Raw genomic sequence first — 18982 nt, 5'->3', positions numbered from 1 at the left:
GATGTAAGATTTGGCATGCTTATGTTGGAGATAAAAAAATGACGGCGACTTACCGCCACCTGCCTTTGGCCAAAGCCGAGCCTGGAATGGTGCTTTCCGATGAATTGCTGGACACGCACGGCCAGGTCCTGCTGCCGGCAGGTACCGTGCTGACCGAACGGATGCTGGCGCGCTTGCCGGACCATGGCATCGAATCGCTGGCCGTGGTCGACGACACGGCGCCCGATCCGGCCCAGGCGGCCGCCGAACGTGCAGCCCACCTGGCGCGCATCGAAGTGCTGTTCCGCCGCCACGATCCGGCCAATGCCGAAGATTCCGCGGCCAATGCGCTGCGCGCCCTGGTCACCGAATTTCGCGTCGGCAAGGAGGCTGCATGAGCGAGCAGCTCAGTTATGACGACGTGGTGAAGAACCTGGACGACCTGCCATCGCTGCCGGTAGTGGTGATGGAATTGCTGAATAGCGTGGACCAGGAGGACATCGACATCGCGGTGCTGGCCAAGAAGGTTTCACATGACCAGGCCCTGACGGCCAAAACGCTGCGCCTGGCCAATTCCTCGCTGTTCGGGCTGCAGGTCAAAGTCACCACGATCCAGCAAGCGATTACCTTCCTTGGCTTCCAGAGTACGCGCAACCTGATTACGGCAGCTGCCGTCACCGGCTGCTTCGCCGGCAAGCTGTGCCCTGGCTTCGACCATAGCATGTTCTGGCGCCATTCGATTGCGACAGCTGCCTGCGCCAAGGTGCTGGCACGCCACGTGCGATTCAACCAGGACTATGCATTCACGGCAGGCCTGCTGCACGATATCGGCCGCCTGGTACTGGTGTCGACGTTCCCGGACTTGTATGCGGAGGTCATCGCCTACCAGAAGCAGCACGATTGCTATACGCTGGAGGCGGAACGCGCCGTGCTCGGCATCGACCACGTCGAAGCCGGCCTGGCGTTGGCGGAGCACTGGAATTTTTCAGACACGATGCGGCTGGCGATTGCCGGCCACCACGAGCCCGGGAAGCCGGGCGCCGGCTTCCTGGCAGCGATCGTGCACGTGGCCGACGCGGTGGTGCATGCGCTGGACCTGGTGCGGAAACCGGACGACCTGGTGCCGTCCGTCTCCCCGATTGCCTGGAAAGCGCTCAACCTGGGCGAAGACACTTTCCTGCACCTGTTCCGCGAAACGGAACTGCAATATGAAGAAATTGCATTGGTGCTGATGGCTTAAGGCACCGGCACGCTCAATGCGCGCTGGCTTGCGGCATGCCGCCCTGGGTCGACGCGCCGACTGGCTTGTCTTCCGGTTTCGGGCGGCCCTGGGCATCCGACAGGCGGTACTTGGTGCGGCGGTCGCCCATCAAGTCACGCAGTTCGCGGATGCTCATGCCTGTCACTTCATGCATACGGATCAGCAGCGAAGCGCCGACCGGCAAACGGTGGTGACGGATTTTACTGATTACGGGTGGAGCAACTTCCAGCATGCGCGAAAGCGCAGCATCGTTCTTCAATTGCATTTTGCCGAGCAGGATGTCCAGCAGGTGGTTCGGGTTGTAGCTTTCCTGCGAAGCGAGAGCGTGGTGTGCCATGATGATCCTCTCTTGACAGTGGAGTGTTGAGGAAAGTGCTTGCAGTCTTGCTAAATTCTCATGCTGCTCTGCGAAGCTAACCTTGTTCAACATCAAGACTTGGCGATGATTTGCCGAAAATCTTGACAACAATGCCATTTCAACACAGTCATTATTCCTGTGTCGCACGAAAGAACCACACGGAAATTGTGTTGCGCGGATATTTCAGGCTGTAACGGAAATAATGCTGCCGGGTGCCGGCGTGCCCGGCACCGTGCGCCCGGCCTGGGCGTTTTGCGCCAATAGCTGCTGGCGTGTCAGGAAGTCTTGCTGCTGGGCCGACTGGGATTGTTCCAGGGCACGGGTTTCTTCACGGCGGGTGCTGATTTGCTCGGTTCGCGCAGCCTGCTGTTCGCGGATGCGCTGCTCTTCCTGCTGCAACTGGCGCTGTTCGGTCAGCCGGCGCTCGGCGGCGGCGTTATCGACCTGCTGGAAATTCGGGGTGGTCGGTCCTATTCCATTGATAGCCATGACGTAGCTCCCGCAGAAAATTGCTTTTTTAACTCTAGGACCCGCGCGGCCTTATTTCAAGGGCGAGGTGGCGATTTACGGTAAACTTGTGGGTATGCAGAAAAAAGTCTTCATTAAAACCTTCGGCTGCCAGATGAACGAGTACGACTCGGACAAGATGGCAGACCTGCTCGGCGCGTCCGAGGGACTGGTACGTACCGAATCCCCCGAAGACGCCGACGTTATCCTCCTCAACACTTGTTCCGTGCGCGAAAAGGCGCAGGAAAAGGTGTTTTCGGACCTGGGCACCTTCAAGAAACTCAAGCAAGCCAAGCCTGAACTGGTCATCGGCGTGGGCGGCTGCGTCGCCTCGCAGGAGGGCGAAGCCATCGTCAAGCGCGCGCCGCTGGTGGACGTGGTGTTCGGCCCGCAGACCCTGCACCGCCTGCCCAAGATGATCGAATTGCGCCGCCAGTCCGGCAAGCCGCAGATCGACATCAGTTTCCCCGAGATCGAGAAGTTCGACCACCTGCCGCCGGCACGCGTGGAAGGCGCCTTCGCCTATGTCTCGATCATGGAAGGCTGCTCCAAGTACTGCTCCTACTGCGTGGTGCCCTACACCCGCGGCGAGGAAGTGTCGCGCCGTTTCGAGGACGTGCTGACCGAAGTGGCCGGCCTGGCGGCGCAGGGCGTAAAGGAAGTCATGCTGCTGGGCCAGAACGTGAATGCCTTCCGCGGCGAAACCGCCGACGGCAGCATCGCCGATTTCGCCATGCTGATCGAATACGTGGCCGAAATCCCGGGCATTGAACGGATCCGCTTCGTCACCAGCCATCCGAAGGAATTCACGCAGCGCCTGATCGACTGCTACGCGAGGATCCCGCAACTGGCCGACCAGCTCTACCTGCCGGCCCAGCATGGCTCGGACAAGATCCTGGGCGCCATGAAGCGCGGCTACACTGCGCTGGAATACAAGTCCATTATCCGCAAGGTGCGCGCGGTGCGACCGAACGTGGTGATTTCGTCGGACTTCATCGTCGGCTTCCCCGGCGAGACGGACGAGGATTTCGAGGCGATGTTCAAGCTGGTGCAGGACGTCGATTTCGACAACAGTTTCAGCTTCATCTACAGCAAGCGCCCCGGCACCCCGGCCGCCAACCTGGCCGACGACACCGCGGCCGAAGTCAAGTCGGCCCGCCTGCAGCGCCTGCAAGCCCTGTTTGATGAAAACACCAAGCGCCACAGCGCCGCCATGGTCGGCATGACCATGCAAGTGCTGGTGGAAGGCCCATCCAGGCGCGGCGGCAGCGAGATGCAGGGCCGCGCCAGCAATACCCGCACCGTCCACTTCGACGGCGGCGCCAATGCGCAAGCCCTGGTCGGCCAAATGGTCAGCGTGCGCATCATTGAAAGTATGGATTACTCCCTGCGCGGAGAAGCGAACCTTTGAAAACTAAAACCCCTGTGCAACCGCACTACTTCGTTCCAGAACCACTGGACAACACGCGCCTGGCCCATCTGTGCGGCCCGCTCGACGAAAACCTGCGCCAGATTTCCGCGGCGCTGGACGTGACCATTTTCCGCCGCGGCGAGAAGTTCATCGTCAGCGGCACCAATGCCGAACGTGCAGTCGCCATCCTCGAGCGCTTCTATGAAGTCGCCGACAAGGTAGTACCGGTGGAGGAAGTGCAGCTGGCCCTGGTCGAACAGCGCGCCAGCGAAGCGCAGGACGATTACGCCCCAACCGGCGAAGAGCCCCCCTTCCACGAACCGGACATCACCAGCCCGCTGCTGAAGACGCGCCGCAACGACTTGCGCGGCCGTACGCCGCACCAGATCCGCTACCTGCGCAACATCCTCGATCACGACATCAGCTTCGGCGTCGGTCCGGCCGGTACCGGCAAGACTTACCTGGCAGTCGCTTGCGCCGTCGACGCGCTGGAGCGCGACGCGGTCAAGCGCATCATCCTGACCCGCCCCGCGGTGGAAGCAGGCGAACGCCTGGGTTTCCTGCCGGGCGACCTCGCCCAGAAGGTCGACCCGTACCTGCGCCCTCTGTACGACGCGCTGTACGACTTGCTTGGTTTCGACCGCACCCAGAAGATGTTCGAGAAACAGGTGATCGAGATCGCGCCGCTGGCATACATGCGCGGCCGCACGCTGAACCACGCCTTCGTCATCCTGGACGAGGCGCAGAACACCACGGTGGAACAGATGAAGATGTTCCTGACCCGTATCGGCTTCGGCAGCAAGGCCGTGGTAACGGGCGACGTCACCCAGGTCGACCTGGCGAAGCACCAGAAATCGGGCCTGGTCGACGCCATGCACGTGCTGCGCAATGTGCGCGGCATCGCCTTCAGCCAGTTCTCCAGCGCCGACGTGGTGCGCCATCCGCTGGTGGCGCGCATTGTCGATGCCTATGAAAGCGCGCAGGAAGCCAGCGCCGAAATCGCGCCCCTGCTGCAAACCGTCAAACCCGCTGTGAAAGCTGTGCGCAATGTCCGAAAAAAATAAGCTGGCCCTGTCCGTCCAATACGCCGACCCGCGCCTGCAGGAAGAAATCACCCGCCCGATGATCCGCAAATGGGTCAAGGCGGCCTTGTTCGCGCCGGCCGAACTGACCATCCGCTTTGTCGATGCGGCCGAAGGCCAGGAACTGAACCGCGATTACCGGGGCAAGGATTACGCCACCAATGTGCTGACCTTCGCCTACAACGAGGGCGAGGAAGTGGCCGAGGACGAACCGACCCGCGCCGACATCATCCTGTGCACCGACGTGCTGCAGCGCGAAGCGGCCGAGCAAAAGAAGTCCGTGGCAGAACACACCGCCCACCTGATCGTGCACGGCGTGCTGCACGCCCAGGGCTACGACCACGAGGACGACGAGGAAGCGGCCGAGATGGAAGGCATCGAAACCGAAATCGTCACCGGCCTCGGGTACGCCGACCCGTACTAAATCTGCAGCGACAGCATGGTCGCGCCGAAGGCGCAAAACACCAGGGCGCTCAGGCGCGACATGGTGCGCGCTGCGCTCCGCCGGCTGAGCCAGGCCCTGGCCTTTGAAGCCAGCCCCGCATAGATACCGTGGATAACCAGCAGCCCCATGCAGTAGGTGGCAATGGCCAATGCCACTGGCACCTGCTGTCGCGCCGTCCCCGTGGCGCCGGCAACTTGCGGCAGGACCGACAGGAAGAACAATAGCGATTTCGGATTGCTCGCCTGCAGTAACGCACCGCGCAGCATTCGCCTGCCATAGCCCTTCGCAGGCGAAGCGCCGGCCGCGCCGATCGGCGCTGGTTCACGTTGCCAGGTCCTGTAGGCGAGGTAGAAAAGATAACCAACGCCGCCATATTTCAGCAGCAGGAACAGGGTCGGCCAGGAGCGAACCAGCAGCCCGATGCCGGCCGCTGACAATCCGGCCATGATCGCGGCGCCGATGGCCAGGCCCAGCACTCCATGCATGGCCGCGCGCCAGCCGCTTGCGATGGCGTTGTCCAGCGTCATCAGAACGCCGGGCCCCGGGCTGGACACGGTGAAGACCACCATGGCCACGAACATCCAATAAGTATTATTCATGCGCACAGTGTGCGGCTTGCCCGCCAGGCATTCAAACGAGAACTTGGTATGATGCGTTGAGTATTTCTCAACACCACTTCGCCGAGCTATCGATGACTGTCCGCCCGCCCCTCAACGCACTCCACGTTTTCTGCATCGTCGTGCGCGAAGGCGGCTTCCGCCAGGCGGCGCAAGCCCTGCACCTGACACCGGGCGCCGTCAGCCGCCAGGTGCAGGCGCTGGAAGAACACCTCCGGCAAGTACTGTTCGAACGTGCGGCCGGCAATTCCGCCACGCTCACAGCTGCCGGCCGGCAGCTGCACGAGCAGGCGGCGGGCAAGATGGCCGGGATCGTCGACCTGCTGCAACCCGGCGGCGGCCGGTCCAGCCAAGCGTCCATCCTGGTCGATACCAGCGTGACGCTGGCGATGCACTGGCTGATTCCGCAACTGCCGGGCTTCCGGCAACGATACCCGCACATCCACGTCGATTTGCGCACCACCGATGGCGCCATCAATCCTTCTGCACCGGTCGATGTTTTCCTGCGGCGCAATGCGGCAGAACTGCGTGGACTGCCATCCGAGGTCTTCATGCACGAGCGCTGCATCCTGGTGTCGAGTCCAGCCTTCGCAAAGGGCGCCACCCTGCGCGAGCGGCAAGATTTGCGCTGGCTGGCCAAGTCGCCGCGCATCGGTGTGCTTTCCCGGCCCGACCTGTGGCCAGGCTGGAACCAGGCGCACGGCATGGATAGCAGCGCATTGGCGCCGACCATCGGCTTCGATAACACCATCCTTGCCATCCAGGCCGCTGTACAGGGAATAGGAGTGCTGGTGGTGCCGGAAATCTTCGTTGCGGCAATGGTGGAAGGCGGTGCGCTGCAGCGCCTCGTTCCGGCCTGTATCGATAGCGGTACTTATTCGTTTGCCGTGGGCCGCCGGCGCGCCTCGCCGCGCGTGGCGACCTTTACGCAGTGGCTGAAGGAGCGCGGCAACGCCGGCTAATTGTTACGTTGGCGGAACAGCCAGGCGCCAGCCACCACGGTAAATATGGCCACGATGCCGGCGATGATCCAGAAGCCGGCCTTGTCGTCGGCCAGCGGGACGCCGCCGACATTCATGCCCAGCAGGCCGGCAATGATATTGATCGGCAGCGCCAGCACGGTCACGATGGTCAGCACATACAGGCTGCGGTTATTGGCCTCGCCGGCCAGCGCGGCAATCTCTTCCTGCAGCAACTTGATGCGCTCCTGCAGCGCGGCCATGTCGTTCAGCACCACCGCAAATTCCTCGGTTGACTCGCGCAACTCCTGGCGATCGGCTTCGCCGGCCCACGACGGCGGCCGTTGCAAAAGGCGGAACAGGGCGGCCGGTTCCGGCGCCAGCAACCGTTGCAGCCGCACCAGCACACGCCGCAGGGCACCCAGGTCGGCGCGCTTGAATTTCAGCCTGCCCGACAGGAGGTTGTCTTCGATCCGGTCCACCTTGCCGGTCGCGTCGCGCACGATGCGGGTCAGCACGTCAGCCTGGTCGCGCAGCAGGTGGGTCAGCAGCACGACGCTCGACACCAGGTTTTCGCCGCTGCGCACCGCCTGCCGCAAGCGCTCCACCGCCTGCAAGGGCTTGCGCCGGGCGCTTACCACCAGCCGCCGGTCGACGCTCAGGCAGACGCTGGAGATATCCGAGGGCTCGAAACTGAAATCCCGCAACACATCATTCACTACCGCCACCAGGGTATCGTCGGCCTGCTCGATACGGGTCGAACGCGCGCCCTCTTCGTGCAGGCTGTCGTAGTATTCATTGGCCAGCACGGCATGCTCGCGCATCCATTTTTCGCTGGCGGTGTTGGCAAGGTTGAAATGCAGCCAGAGAAATTCACCGGGTGGATTGCCGGGTTCGCGCAGCCAGTGTTCGGCCTCGGAGGCTTCGATCGGCACCGGCTGCGGGCCACGCCCGAACAGGTAACCGCAAACCAGGCCGCACTGGTCGGATCCATAGGTGACTGCACTGATCTGCATGAGTTTCCAATCTGATAATTTCGGCCGTGGCTCGGCTGTTTAGTGTATGCTATAGCACTTCGGAACGACGGCTTTAATGCCAATTATGCAAGAGCACTCTAGTAGCGTCAGGAATGACGCTAAACCACACCGGTCGCTGTTCGAGCGACTCACCGCCCTGATTTCCCCTGAGCCCGAGAGCCGCTCGGAGCTGCTTGAAGTCCTGCACGACGCTCATGAACGCAACCTGATCGACGCCGACGCATTGTCGATGATCGAAGGCGTGTTCCAGGTGTCCGACTTGTCGGCACGCGACATCATGATCCCGCGCTCGCAGATGGATGTCATCGATATCACCAAGCCAATCGAAGAATGGATCCCGCTGGTGCTGGAAACGGCCCACTCGCGCTTCCCTGCCATCGAAGGCGAGCGCGACAAGGTGGTCGGCATCCTGCTGGCCAAGGACTTGCTGCGCTACTACGCGGAAGAATCGTTCGACGTGCGCGACATGCTGCGCCCGGCGATCTTCATCCCGGAATCGAAGCGCCTGAATGTGCTGCTGCGCGATTTCCGCGCCAACCACAATCACATGGCCATCGTGGTCGATGAGTACTCCGGCGTGGCCGGCCTGATCACCATCGAGGATGTGCTGGAGCAGATCGTCGGCGATATCGAAGATGAATACGACTTCGACGAAGAAGAAGACAATATCCTCTCCATCAAGGAAGGCAAGATCGGCCCGCGCTGGCGCGTCAAGGCGCTGACCGAGCTGGAACAGTTCAACGAAGAACTGGATACCGGCCTGCTCGACGAGGATGTCGACACCATCGGCGGCCTGGTGGCCAAGCACCTGGGCCGCATGCCGCATAAGGGCGATACCTTTGACATCGCCAACCTGCGTTTTGAAGTGCTGCGCGCCGATGCGCGCCAGGTCCATGTGCTGACGGTTGAAAAACTGCCTGCCTCCCTGGACGAGCAGGACTAATGCGCTGGCGTAAGACCAAGGCAGGCGAACCGCCTGCCCCGCCCCGCTCTACCCGTAGCCGCATGCTGATCGCCGCCATCGCCGGCGCGGTTGGGGTGTTTGCGTTTGCGCCGTTCGGCTGGTGGCCGCTGCAGGTCCTTTCCCTGGCGGTGCTGGTGTACCAGGCCTTGCGTGCCGACGGCGTGCGCGCTTCCGCCCTGGTGGGCTGGGCTTTCGGTTTCGGCTGGTGCCTGGCTGGTTTCCACTGGCTGTACATCGCCATTCACGACTTTGGCGGCATGCCCGCGCCGCTCGCCGCGATTTCGATCGCCCTGTTGGCGGCGGCAATGGCCCTGTATACGTCGGGCGCCATGGCTGCTACTGCCTGGCTGCGCAAGCGTTGGCCGCTGCCGCTGCCTGCTGCGGCGCTGCTGGTACTGCCGGCGTGCTGGGCTTTGTTTGAATTCCTGCGCGGCTGGCTGTTTACAGGTTTCCCTTGGGTCACCGCTGGCTACGCCCACAATACTTCGCCGCTGGCTGGCTATGCACCTGTACTGGGCGTATACGGTATCAGCTGGCTGGCAGCCATGACAGCGGGCGCCCTGCCGCTAATGATGCATCCTTTCCGCTACAAGGCGATAGGCCTGGTAGCGGCCATCTGGCTCGGCGGCTTTGTGCTGGGGCGGATCGAATGGACCGTGCCATCCGGCAAAGCGCTGTCGGTGCGCCTGGTTCAGGGCAACGTCGCGCTGCAGAACAAGTTCGATATCAAGCATCTCGGCGATATCCTGCGCATGTACCAGCAGCAGGTAACGGCAACACCGGCCGACCTGATCGCGATTCCCGAAACGGGCGTGCCGCTGTTTGCCTCGCAACTGCCGCCGGGCTACCTGGATTCCTACGGCCAGTTTGCGCGCCGCACCGGCAGCCACATCGCGCTGGGTATTCCCATGACGAATGGGGTGGAATATTCGAACAGCGTGCTGGGCCTGTCGCCAACGCTGGCAGCCAGCACTTATCGCTACGACAAGCACCACCTGGTGCCGTTCGGCGAATTCATCCCGACCGGCTTCCGCTGGTTCACCAACCTGATGCAGATTCCTCTCGGCGATCAGACGCGCGGCGCAGTAATCCAGGCCCCGTTCCCGGTGAAAGACCAGAAGGTGCTGCCAAACATCTGCTATGAGAATGTGTTCGGCGAAGAGATCGCGGAACAGATTTCGCTGACCGGTGCGACCGTGATGCTGAACGTATCCGAGCTGGCCTGGTACGGCGAATCGATCGCCATCCCGCAGCATTTGCAGATGTCGCAAATGCGTTCGCTGGAGACCGGCCGCCCAATGCTGAGCGCCACCAACAGCGGCGCAACGGTCGTGATCTCTCCGCGCGGCGAAATTGCGCACTCCCTGCCCTACCGCACGCCAGGTGTCCTCAGCGCAACGGTGCAAGGCATGTCCGGCGACACGCCTTACATCAGGCTGCAGAACAAGCTGCTCCTCGCCCTCGCCGGCTTGTCCATCGCCGCCGCCTGGCTGTGGTCGCGCAAGCTGCGCAGCTAAAAGACCTCGTCAATGGTCCTGGCGGTCACTACCGCCAGGCACCAACGCTGTAGCTCATCCGGCGAAGCATTCATCACTTTTTGACGTGCGTCCGCGTCGAGCTGCCCGAACCGCAGCTCAAGTTGGGCGTAGATCATGCTTCGCATCGACTCCAGTCGACCACGTGCTTCGCCTCGAACTTCGCCGCGTGCTTCACCGCGCGCCTCACCGCGTGCCTCCCCCCTCGCTTCGCCAATTGCCTCCCCCCTCGCTTTTCCAATTGCCTCCCCCCTTGCTTCACCCCGTTCCATTCCACGCTGTTCAGCGCGCTCTTGCCATAGATATTTCCAAGCCATTTCCAGCCTCCCGTCGAAAATTTGCTGCTGTGCTTCCAGCTCAGCCTGCAGGAATGCTGGCAGTGTCATCATCCTCTCAATCAGGTCGAACACGTCCCTGGACTTCTTGCGCGTCCAACCACATGTACGCAGTCCCGTCAGCAGTTTTGCTTTGACAATCGCACGCTCTAAAGGTTCCTTGCGAGTACGCAGGGTGAACAGATGCGCCACCACCAGCTATGCAAAAACGTTGTCACTGAGCAGGAGCTCCGCCAGGCGGTCTTCAAAGTCCCGTAACTTGATGGTCTCGAAGTCGAACGTGGTGCGGGTGTTGCCGGCGGCAAGTTCAAACCGGCATGGCCGCCAGGTCGGGCTATGGTCACCCAGGATTGCGATACTGCGCATCGGCAATTGAAAATGCTCATATAAACGGTATTGGCAAACAAACATGCGCTGCGCGAACCCGCGCTGGCGGGCAGCCTGGATTTCGATATGCCACAGGTATGGCTGCCCATCCACACCGGGCGCTCGCAACAGCTTGTCGACCCGGAAAAGGCCCAGATTGCTATCGCGCGAGCATTTGGCAAGTTCCTGGTCCTGGCTCTCGGGCGCGGGACGGCATCCCCACTCTTCAAGCAGGAAAAGTTCAGTGAAATCAGGCCAGTAGAGCTCGATCGCCTGCTTCCAGGCCGAGTCGTAGTCGGCGTTTGGCATGTCCATGGCGCTTGGACTAACCGGCCGTGCATCGGTTCAGGTGGCGCGCACTGGCTTTGATATCGATCAAACGCCCCGCAGCCCGGGCAAAACTCTACAGGTTCGCCGCAAAAACCGCTAAAATGAGCCGTTTTAGCGAACCGATAACGCTCGCGCCCAGGGCGCCACCAACGACCACGATGCTGACATTTCAACAAATTATCCTGACCCTGCAATCCTACTGGGACAAGCAGGGCTGCGCATTGCTCCAGCCATACGACATGGAAGTCGGCGCGGGCACCTTCCACACCGGTACTTTCCTGCGTGCAATTGGCCCTGAGCCTTGGCGCGCCGCTTATGTCCAGCCATCGCGCCGCCCGAAAGACGGCCGCTACGGCGAAAACCCGAACCGCCTGCAGCACTACTACCAGTACCAGGTCGTGCTGAAGCCGGCCCCGGAAAACATCCTGGACCTGTACCTGGGTTCCCTGGCCGCGCTGGGCCTGGACCTGAAGCAGAACGATGTGCGCTTCGTGGAAGACGACTGGGAAAGCCCGACCCTGGGCGCCTGGGGCCTGGGCTGGGAAGTCTGGCTGAACGGCATGGAAGTTACCCAGTTTACCTACTTCCAGCAAGTCGGCGGCCTCGACTGCAAACCTGTACTGGGCGAAATCACTTACGGCGTCGAGCGCCTGGCCATGTACCTGCAAGGCGTGGAAAACGTTTACGACCTGGTGTGGACCGAGTGGGAAGAGAATGGGGAGAAGAAGCAGCTGAAATACGGCGACGTCTTCCACCAGAACGAAGTGGAACAATCGACCTACAACTTCGAGCACGCCAACACCGACCTGCTGTTCGCGCAATTCGCCAACCACGAATCGGAAGCCAAGCGCCTGATCGAGCTGCAACTGGTGCTGCCCGCCTACGAGCAGATCATGAAAGCCTCGCACAGCTTCAATATGCTGGACGCCCGCGGCGCCATTTCCGTGACCGAGCGCGCCGCCTATATCGGCCGCGTGCGCACCCTGTCGCGCATGGTGGCCCAGGCCTACTACGAGTCCCGCGAACGCCTCGGCTTCCCTATGGTCGCCAAATAAAACAATACCGAACATGAATCAGACCCTGCTCATCGAACTGCTGACCGAAGAACTGCCGCCGAAAGCCCTGTCCAAGCTGGGCGCCGCTTTCGCCGCTGGCATCGTCAACGGCCTGAAAGCGCGCGACTTCCTGGAAGAAGACAGCGTCGCCACCACCTACGCCACTCCACGCCGCCTGGCGGTGTCGATCACCAAGGTGCGCGCCACCTCGCCGGACAAGCAAGTGCGCGAAAAGATCCTGCCGGTCGCCATCGCGCTTGACGCCGACGGCAACCCTACTGCGCCGCTGACCAAGAAGCTGGCCGGCATGGGCCTGGCCCACATCGCCGTGGCCGACATGGAACGCGCCCAGGACGGCAAGGCCGAAAGCTTCTTCTACACCAAACTGGCCGCCGGCTCCGCCCTGCAAACCGGTGCACAGGCAGCGCTGGAAGAGACCATCGCCAAGCTGCCTATCCCTAAGGTCATGAGCTACCAGCGTCCGGACGGCGAGACCGTGCAGTTCGTGCGGCCGGTCCACGCGCTGATTGCCCTGCATGGCGCCACCGTGCTCCCACTGACCCTGCTGGGCCTGACTGCAGCCAACAAGACCGAAGGCCACCGCTTCCTGACCGAACCTGGCAAGCGCGAGATCACCGTTGCCAACGCCGAAACCTATGCGTCCACCCTGGCCTGCGCCGGCAAGGTCGTTGCAGGCTTTGAAGCGCGCAAGGAAGCAATCCGCAGCGCGCTGCTGGCCAAGGCTGGCGCCGACCAGGTGCTGATGCCGGAAGCGCTGCTGGAAGAAGTGTCGTCCCTGGTCGAGTGGCCGGTCGTGTACGAGTGCCACTTCGAGGAAGAATTCCTGGCCGTGCCGCAGGAATGCCTGATCCTCACCATGCAGACCAACCAGAAATACTTCGCCCTGACCGACGCCAGCGGCAAGCTGCGCTCGCGCTTCCTGATCGTGTCGAACATTGCTACCGACACCCCGGCCGCCATCATCGGCGGCAACGAACGCGTGGTGCGCCCGCGCCTGTCCGACGCCAAGTTCTTCTTCGAGCAGGACAAGAAGAAGTCGCTGGAATCGCGCCTGCCGCTGCTGAAGAACGTGGTGTACCACAACAAGCTGGGCACCCAGGCCGAACGCTCCGAACGCGTCACCTCGCTGGCCGCCGCCATCGCTGGCCGCCTGGGCGGCGACAAGGCGCTGGCCGAACGCGCCGCGCGCCTGTCCAAGGCCGACCTGCTGACCGATATGGTGGGCGAATTCCCTGAGCTGCAAGGCATCATGGGCACTTACTACGCACGCCACGACGGCGAGCACGAAGAAGTCGCGCTGGCCGCCTCCGAACACTACCAGCCGCGCTTCGCCGGCGACAGCCTGCCGTCCACCGCCACCGGCACCGCCGTGGCGCTGGCCGACAAAGTTGAAACCCTGGTCGGCATCTGGGCCATCGGCCTGCAGCCAACCGGCGACAAGGACCCGTTCGCGCTGCGCCGCCACGCGCTGGGCGTGCTGCGCATGCTGGTGGAAAAGCGCCTGCCGCTGCCTATCTCCGCGCTGCTGGGCGAGGCCGTCGCGCAATTCGCAGCCGTGCCGAACTTCAAGGATCCAAGCGCCGAAGTCAGCGCCTTCATGCTGGACCGCCTGCGCGGCATGCTGCGCGAACGCGGCTTCAGCGTCAACGAGATCGAAGCCGTGGTAGCGCAGAACCCCGACCGCCTGGACGACATCGTGCAGCGCCTGGAGGCCGTGCAAGCCTTCGCCGCCCTGCCGGAATCTGTCTCGCTGGCCGGCGCCAACAAGCGCATCACCAACATCCTGAAGAAGAACGAGGAAGCGCTGGCGCAGGCGGGCACCGTCAAGGCCGAACTGCTGCAGGACGCAGCCGAGAAGGCCCTGCACGCCGCCATGGGCCGCGTGGCTCCGGAAGTCGATGCGGCGTGGGCCAAGGGCGACTTCAGCGCCACGCTCAAGACATTGGCGCAGCTGAAGGAAGAAGTCGATGCCTTCTTCAACGACGTGATGGTCATGGCCGAAGACATCGCCCTGCGCAACAACCGCCTGGCGCTGCTGTCTTCCCTGCACGGCATGATGAACCGCGTCGCCGATATTTCCAAGCTGGCGGCCTGATATGCCACAGAGCCAGCCGACCAAGCTGATCATCCTGGACCGGGATGGCGTGATCAACCACGATTCGCCCGACTTCATCAAGTCGCCGGACGAGTGGATTCCCATCCCCGGCTCGCTGGAAGCGATAGCCCGCCTGAACCAGGCGGGCTATCGTGTGGTGATTGCATCGAACCAGTCGGGCATCGCCCGCCAGTATTTCGACATCAACACCCTGAATGCGATCCACCAGAAGATGCACCGGCTGGCGCAGCAGGTTGGCGCCGACATCGACGCCATCTTCTTCTGCCCGCACGCGGCGGCCGACAATTGCGACTGCCGCAAGCCAAAGCCTGGCATGTTCACGGAAATTTCGAAGCGCTTCGAGATCAGCCTGAAAGGCGTGCCGACTGTGGGTGATTCGCTGCGCGACCTGCAGGCAGGGTTCATCAGCGGCTGCGTGCCGTTCCTGGTGTTGACAGGCAAAGGCGAGAAGACCAATGCTACGGGCGGCCTGCCGCCAGGCACGCAAATCTTCGCTGACCTGGCTGCCACCGTAGACCATATACTTAAGACCAATTGATTGGAGACCGTCGTTGCGTAATTTCGTTCTGTTCCTGCGTTCCGCCCTGTTCATGGCCGTGATGGCAATTGCCACCGTCATCTGGTCCGCAGTCTGCATGCTGGCGGCGCCGCTGCCCTACAACAAACGCTATTTCGTGACTTCGCGCTGGAATGTCTTCATCGTCTGGTGTGCCAAATGGATCTGCGGCATTAACTACCAGTTCAAGGGCCATGAGAACTTCCCGGATGCGCCGGCGATCATCCTGTCCAAGCACCAGTCGGCATGGGAGACCATCTTCCTGTTGGCGAACTTGCCACGCCCGCTGGTGTTCGTGTTCAAAAAAGAAATCCTGTACATCCCCTTCTTCGGCTGGGGCATCGCGCTGCTGCGCATGATCCCGATCGACCGCAAGCAAGGCAAGAACGCATTTAAATCGGTTGTTGCGCACGGCAAGCGTCGACTCAAAGACGGCCAATGGATTATCATGTTCCCGGAAGGGACCCGCATTCCAGTCGGCCAACAAGGCAAATACAAGAGCGGCGGCACGCGCCTGGCAGTGGAAACCGGTGCCGTGGTGGTGCCGATTGCGCTGAACTCCGGCGAGTGCTGGCCAAAGAATTCCTTTATCAAGAAACCGGGCACCGTCACGGTGTCGGTTGGCAAACCGATTTCGTCGGAAGGTAAAACTCCGGACGAATTGATGGAGCAGGTGGAACAGTGGATCGAATCAGAAATGCGCGTCATTTCGCCCCACGCCTACAGCGCTGGCTAGCCGAAAAGGCTGAAGCGCAACAGGAGGCGCCGCTGCCCGCGGCCGCGCCTTCTTCCCCGTTTCCCGTGCCCGCTCCTGCGGCCGTGAACCTGCTGCGTCCCCCGGTGCAACTGCGCCGCCCGGAACCCGCCTCCCCGCCACTGTCCGGCGACCAGGACAAACGACAACTGCTTGTCGGCGAATACATCCTTGAATATGTCCTGAAGCGCTCCACGCGCCACTCCATCGGGTTCACAGTCGACGACAACGGCCTGCATGTCACCGCTCCCAAGCGCTGCTCGCTGGCCGATATCGATAACGCCATCCGCGCCAAGCAGCACTGGATCCTGTCGAAGCTCGACGAGCGCCGCCAGCGCCGCGCCGCGCGCCTGGAAAAGCCGCCCATCGTCTGGGATGACGGCGCCAGGCTGCCTTACCTCGGTGAAGAAATCACGCTGCGCCTGTACCAGGCGCCTCGCAACCGCACCGAATTCGACCCGGTGGCGATGGAACTCTCCATGGGCCTGGTGCAAGGCGCCACCGAACAGTTGCTCAAGGAACGTGTCAAGAACTGGTACAAGGCGCAGGCGGAGGGTTTGTTCCAGCAGCGGCTGGACCTGTATGCGGCGCGCCTGGGCGTGCAGTATGCCGGTTTCTCGCTGTCCTCGGCCGACACGCGCTGGGGTTCCTGTACCGCCCAGCGCATCATCCGCCTGAACTGGAAGCTGATGCACTTTTCGCTGCCGCTGGTCGATTACGTGGTGGCGCACGAACTGGCGCACATCCTCGAAATGAACCACAGCGCGCGCTTCTGGGCCAATGTCGGCCGCATCTATCCGCAATACGAAGAAGCCAAGCAACTGCTGCGCAAACGCGCCGCCGAACTGCCGCCACTATTCACCTGATGCGCGCTCTCGCGGCCGCCGTCGCCCTGCCCCTGTGTGCCTTGCTGGCGGCGTGCGCGGCGACGCGCGCCGCCGAGCCCCGTTTTACCGTGGTGACGATCGATCCGGCCCGGCAACGCCTGCAGCTCTTTCTCAACGATGAAAAAGGCCGCCCGTACCAGCGGCTCGATAAGCTTGCCGCAGCGCTGGCCGGGCACGGCCAGCGCCTGGCGTTCGCCATGAACGCCGGGATGTACCATGCGGATTACTCCCCGGTAGGCCTGTTGGTGGCCGATGGCATCGAGTTCGCCCCGCTCAACCTGGAACACGGCAAAGGCAATTTCTTCCTGCAACCGAACGGCGTGTTCCTGGTGACGGATGCTGGTGCACAGGTCGTCGAATCAAGCGCCTACCCCGCCTTCGCCCGCCAGGCGCGTATCGCCACGCAGTCCGGCCCGATGCTGCTGTCGGAAGGCAGGATCAACCCGCTGTTCGACCCAATCTCCCGCTCGGCCTATATCCGCAATGGCGTCTGCGCCATTGATGGCAAGGCGATCTTTGTCATCAGCGATGTCCCGCTCAACCTGTATGCCTTCGCCAGCTACTTTCGCGACACGCTGAAGTGCCGCGACGCCCTGTATCTCGATGGTTCGGTTTCCTCGCTTTACTCCCCGGCACTGGGCCGCAATGACAGCCATGCCAAGCTGGGGCCGATCATCGGCGTGACAGGCAACTAAAGCCAGCCGGCTTCGCGCGCCAGGCGGAAAGCTTCGACCCGGTTGCCGGCATTGAGTTTGCTGATCGCTTCCGACAGATAGTTGCGCACGGTGCCTTCAGACAGGCTCAGTTGTTTCGCGATATCGGCACCGCTGCGGCCTTCGCCGGCCAGGCGCAGCACCTGGCGTTCCCGTTCGCTCAAGGGATCTTCGCTGCCGCTCCAGCTTTCCAGCGCCAGCTCGGGTGCGATGGCGCGCCCGCCGGCATGCACACTGCGGATGGCGGATGCCAGCGATTCGGAAGGCGCATCTTTCAGCAGGTAGCCGCGTACGCCGGCTGCCATGGCGCGGCGCAAGTAGCCGGAACGGGCAAAGGTGGTGACAATCACCACCCGCGACTGGCTGCCGCGCCCGCACAGCGCCGCAGCCAATTCCAGTCCTGTCATCAGCGGCATTTCGATATCGGTCAACACGATGTCCGGGCGCAGCTCTTCGCATTGTGCCAGCGCTTCCTGCCCGTTGCGGGCCTGGCCGACGACGTCGAGGTCCGGCTCCAGCTTCAACAGCGCAGCCAATGCGCCCAGCACCATCGACTGGTCTTCGGCAATCAGGATCCGGATCATGCAGCAACTCCCATCGGTAAATACAATTCCAGCGCCAGGCCGTCCTCCGTGCGCAAAGCCAGGCGCCCGCCGGCCGCCGCGACACGCTCGCGCATGCCGCGCAGGCCGTTGCCGCACTCCAGGGCCGCGCGGTCCACTGGCGCGCGGCCGTTGTCGCGGATATGGCAGACGATCTGGCCGCCCTCCTGCCGTACGCTGACCAGGCAGCGGGTGGCACGGGCATGGCGCAGGATGTTCGTCACCGCCTCGCGCAAAGCCAGCGCCAGCACATTCTCCGCCGTCGCAGGCATGGCGAAGGCCTGCACTTCGGCGTCCAGCGTCACATCTGCCGCGGCCAGGGCGGCGCGAGCTTGCGCCAGCTCTTGCACAAAGCCTGTCTGGCGGAAGCCGGTAACCGCACTGCGTACTTCGGCCAGCGCATGGCGCGCCGTGCTCTCGATATCCTTGATTTCTTTTGCGCTGGCAGCAGTATCGCGCTCCAGCAGGCGCCCCGCCAGTTCCGCCTTGATCGCAATCAGCGACAGGGTATGCCCCAGCAAATCATGCAGGTCGCGCGAAATGCGTTCGCGTTCGGCAATGCGGGCAAGGTGCTCGACTTCTTCCTGCTTGCGCAGCAGCTGCTGGCCGGAACGGCGCACGCGCGCATCCATCACGCTGGCGATGCCGACCGGCGCACCGACGGCCAGTGACGGCAACAGGAATGGCAAGGGCAACTGCGCTGCCAGTGCCACCAGCGCGGCACTAGCCAGGATCAGCGTTATGCCAAGGTAGGCGTGGCGCGGCTGTTCCAGCGCCGCGCACATGGAGCAGGCAAATATGAAAAAGGTGCAGGCACCGAAATTGAACGGGGCCCACGCGAAGCCCAGGACGACAGTTGCCAGCAATAGCGGCAGCGCCTGCCGGTTGCGCAAGCGGTAGCTGGCCAGGTACATCGGCACGAACACCACGATCGACAATACCAGCAAACCAAACTCCAGCAGCGCTGGCTTGATGTAGAAGTACTTCCACAGGAAGAAGTTCAGCGACAGCAGCCAAAGGTAAGGTGCTTTGCCGAGATGCGGCGGCACCCAGGGGCCGGCCAGCAAGCGCTTGAACTTCTCCATCATCGCT

22 protein-coding genes are annotated in these 18982 nt (G+C 62.5%); 14 read left to right on the top strand and 8 right to left on the bottom strand.

The genetic code is table 11. The annotated features are described in order from the left end of the window. The first annotated feature begins 38 nt into the window (after positions 1-38). The gene (locus ASD07_RS11140; RefSeq protein ID WP_055929485.1) at positions 39-377 is read left to right on the top strand and encodes a hypothetical protein; all 339 of its coding nucleotides are present in this window, start codon (positions 39-41) and stop codon (positions 375-377) included. Further along, positions 374-1219 (top strand): HDOD domain-containing protein, encoded by an 846-nt coding sequence (locus tag ASD07_RS11135; RefSeq protein WP_055929482.1) that lies wholly within the window; start codon positions 374-376, stop codon positions 1217-1219. Before ASD07_RS11140 ends, ASD07_RS11135 begins: the two co-directional genes overlap by 4 nt. A gap of 13 nt (positions 1220-1232) precedes the next feature. Here the strand turns inward: ASD07_RS11135 and ASD07_RS11130 are convergent, their stop codons facing one another. Continuing rightward, positions 1233-1577 (bottom strand): hypothetical protein, encoded by a 345-nt coding sequence (locus ASD07_RS11130; protein WP_055929479.1) that lies wholly within the window; start codon positions 1575-1577, stop codon positions 1233-1235. 204 nt (positions 1578-1781) lie between these two features. Continuing rightward, entirely contained in the window at positions 1782-2087 is a 306-nt protein-coding gene (locus tag ASD07_RS11125) for a hypothetical protein (RefSeq protein WP_055929477.1), read from the bottom strand. 94 nt (positions 2088-2181) lie between these two features. Here ASD07_RS11125 and miaB point away from each other — a divergent pair, with 94 nt between their 5' ends. Genes miaB through ybeY form a run of 3 tightly spaced genes read left to right on the top strand, consistent with a single transcriptional unit; the run spans position 2182 to position 5022 of the window. Continuing rightward, positions 2182-3516, top strand: a complete 1335-nt coding sequence (gene miaB, locus ASD07_RS11120; RefSeq protein WP_055929474.1) for a tRNA (N6-isopentenyl adenosine(37)-C2)-methylthiotransferase MiaB — start codon at positions 2182-2184, stop codon at positions 3514-3516. Further along, positions 3513-4580, top strand: a complete 1068-nt coding sequence (locus tag ASD07_RS11115) for a PhoH family protein (protein WP_055929471.1) — start codon at positions 3513-3515, stop codon at positions 4578-4580. The genes miaB and ASD07_RS11115 overlap by 4 nt, the downstream gene beginning before the upstream one ends. Then, entirely contained in the window at positions 4564-5022 is a 459-nt protein-coding gene (ybeY, locus tag ASD07_RS11110) for an rRNA maturation RNase YbeY (RefSeq protein WP_055929468.1), read from the top strand. Before ASD07_RS11115 ends, ybeY begins: the two co-directional genes overlap by 17 nt. Here ybeY and ASD07_RS11105 read toward each other — a convergent pair. Further along, a complete protein-coding gene (locus ASD07_RS11105; RefSeq protein ID WP_055929465.1) occupies positions 5019-5642 on the bottom strand; it encodes a LysE family translocator in 624 nt (207 codons plus the stop codon). The genes ybeY and ASD07_RS11105 overlap by 4 nt on opposite strands. 92 nt (positions 5643-5734) lie before the next feature. Between ASD07_RS11105 and ASD07_RS11100 the strand changes: the two genes are divergently transcribed. Beyond that, a complete protein-coding gene (locus tag ASD07_RS11100) occupies positions 5735-6622 on the top strand; it encodes a LysR substrate-binding domain-containing protein (RefSeq protein WP_055929462.1) in 888 nt (295 codons plus the stop codon). Here ASD07_RS11100 and ASD07_RS11095 read toward each other — a convergent pair. Next, on the bottom strand, positions 6619-7635 hold the full coding sequence (locus tag ASD07_RS11095) for a transporter (RefSeq protein WP_055929459.1): 1017 nt from the start codon (positions 7633-7635) through the stop codon (positions 6619-6621). The two genes, ASD07_RS11100 and ASD07_RS11095, sit on opposite strands and share 4 nt — an antisense overlap. An 85-nt stretch (positions 7636-7720) precedes the next feature. Here ASD07_RS11095 and ASD07_RS11090 point away from each other — a divergent pair, with 85 nt between their 5' ends. Both ASD07_RS11090 and lnt read left to right on the top strand, forming a co-directional pair. After that, positions 7721-8599, top strand: coding sequence for an HlyC/CorC family transporter (locus tag ASD07_RS11090; RefSeq protein ID WP_055929456.1), 879 nt, complete (start codon positions 7721-7723; stop codon positions 8597-8599). Beyond that, the gene (gene lnt, locus ASD07_RS11085) at positions 8599-10137 is read left to right on the top strand and encodes an apolipoprotein N-acyltransferase (RefSeq protein WP_055929453.1); all 1539 of its coding nucleotides are present in this window, start codon (positions 8599-8601) and stop codon (positions 10135-10137) included. Before ASD07_RS11090 ends, lnt begins: the two co-directional genes overlap by 1 nt. Here the strand turns inward: lnt and ASD07_RS30785 are convergent. Further along, positions 10134-10685, bottom strand: a complete 552-nt coding sequence (locus ASD07_RS30785) for a hypothetical protein (RefSeq protein WP_055929450.1) — start codon at positions 10683-10685, stop codon at positions 10134-10136. The two genes, lnt and ASD07_RS30785, sit on opposite strands and share 4 nt — an antisense overlap. Before the next feature lie 3 nt (positions 10686-10688). Beyond that, positions 10689-11165, bottom strand: a complete 477-nt coding sequence (locus tag ASD07_RS30780) for a hypothetical protein (protein WP_156397966.1) — start codon at positions 11163-11165, stop codon at positions 10689-10691. A 179-nt stretch (positions 11166-11344) separates the two neighbouring features. Here ASD07_RS30780 and glyQ point away from each other — a divergent pair, with 179 nt between their 5' ends. The 6 genes from glyQ to ASD07_RS11045 are packed head-to-tail and all read left to right on the top strand — an operon-like array spanning position 11345 to position 17270. Next, positions 11345-12241 carry a glycine--tRNA ligase subunit alpha gene (glyQ, locus tag ASD07_RS11070; RefSeq protein ID WP_055929444.1) on the top strand — a complete coding sequence of 299 codons (897 nt, stop codon included), beginning with the start codon at positions 11345-11347 and terminating at the stop codon, positions 12239-12241. 13 nt (positions 12242-12254) lie between these two features. Beyond that, complete coding sequence (glyS, locus tag ASD07_RS11065; protein ID WP_055929442.1) at positions 12255-14357, top strand: glycine--tRNA ligase subunit beta; 2103 nt, start codon at positions 12255-12257, stop codon at positions 14355-14357. Position 14358: 1 nt separating this feature from the next. Further along, on the top strand, positions 14359-14916 hold the full coding sequence (gene gmhB, locus ASD07_RS11060) for a D-glycero-beta-D-manno-heptose 1,7-bisphosphate 7-phosphatase (protein WP_055929439.1): 558 nt from the start codon (positions 14359-14361) through the stop codon (positions 14914-14916). A 13-nt stretch (positions 14917-14929) separates the two neighbouring features. Continuing rightward, positions 14930-15670, top strand: coding sequence for a 1-acyl-sn-glycerol-3-phosphate acyltransferase (locus tag ASD07_RS11055; protein WP_055929436.1), 741 nt, complete (start codon positions 14930-14932; stop codon positions 15668-15670). Continuing rightward, positions 15616-16554: a M48 family metallopeptidase gene (locus tag ASD07_RS11050; RefSeq protein WP_082507261.1), complete on the top strand. Its 939-nt coding sequence runs from the start codon at positions 15616-15618 to the stop codon at positions 16552-16554. Before ASD07_RS11055 ends, ASD07_RS11050 begins: the two co-directional genes overlap by 55 nt. After that, the gene (locus tag ASD07_RS11045) at positions 16554-17270 is read left to right on the top strand and encodes a phosphodiester glycosidase family protein (RefSeq protein WP_055929433.1); all 717 of its coding nucleotides are present in this window, start codon (positions 16554-16556) and stop codon (positions 17268-17270) included. The genes ASD07_RS11050 and ASD07_RS11045 overlap by 1 nt, the downstream gene beginning before the upstream one ends. Here the strand turns inward: ASD07_RS11045 and ASD07_RS11040 are convergent. Continuing rightward, positions 17267-17872, bottom strand: a complete 606-nt coding sequence (locus tag ASD07_RS11040) for a response regulator transcription factor (RefSeq protein ID WP_055929430.1) — start codon at positions 17870-17872, stop codon at positions 17267-17269. The genes ASD07_RS11045 and ASD07_RS11040 overlap by 4 nt on opposite strands. Further along, positions 17869-18978 carry a sensor histidine kinase gene (locus ASD07_RS11035; RefSeq protein ID WP_055929428.1) on the bottom strand — a complete coding sequence of 370 codons (1110 nt, stop codon included), beginning with the start codon at positions 18976-18978 and terminating at the stop codon, positions 17869-17871. The genes ASD07_RS11040 and ASD07_RS11035 overlap by 4 nt, the downstream gene beginning before the upstream one ends. Positions 18979-18982: the final 4 nt, after the last annotated feature.

It is taken from the genome of Duganella sp. Root336D2, from assembly GCF_001425005.1.
GTDB lineage: Bacteria > Pseudomonadota > Gammaproteobacteria > Burkholderiales > Burkholderiaceae_D > Rugamonas.
Note: the sequence above shows the minus strand (reverse complement) of the source record. Positions and strands in the feature narration are given on the sequence as shown.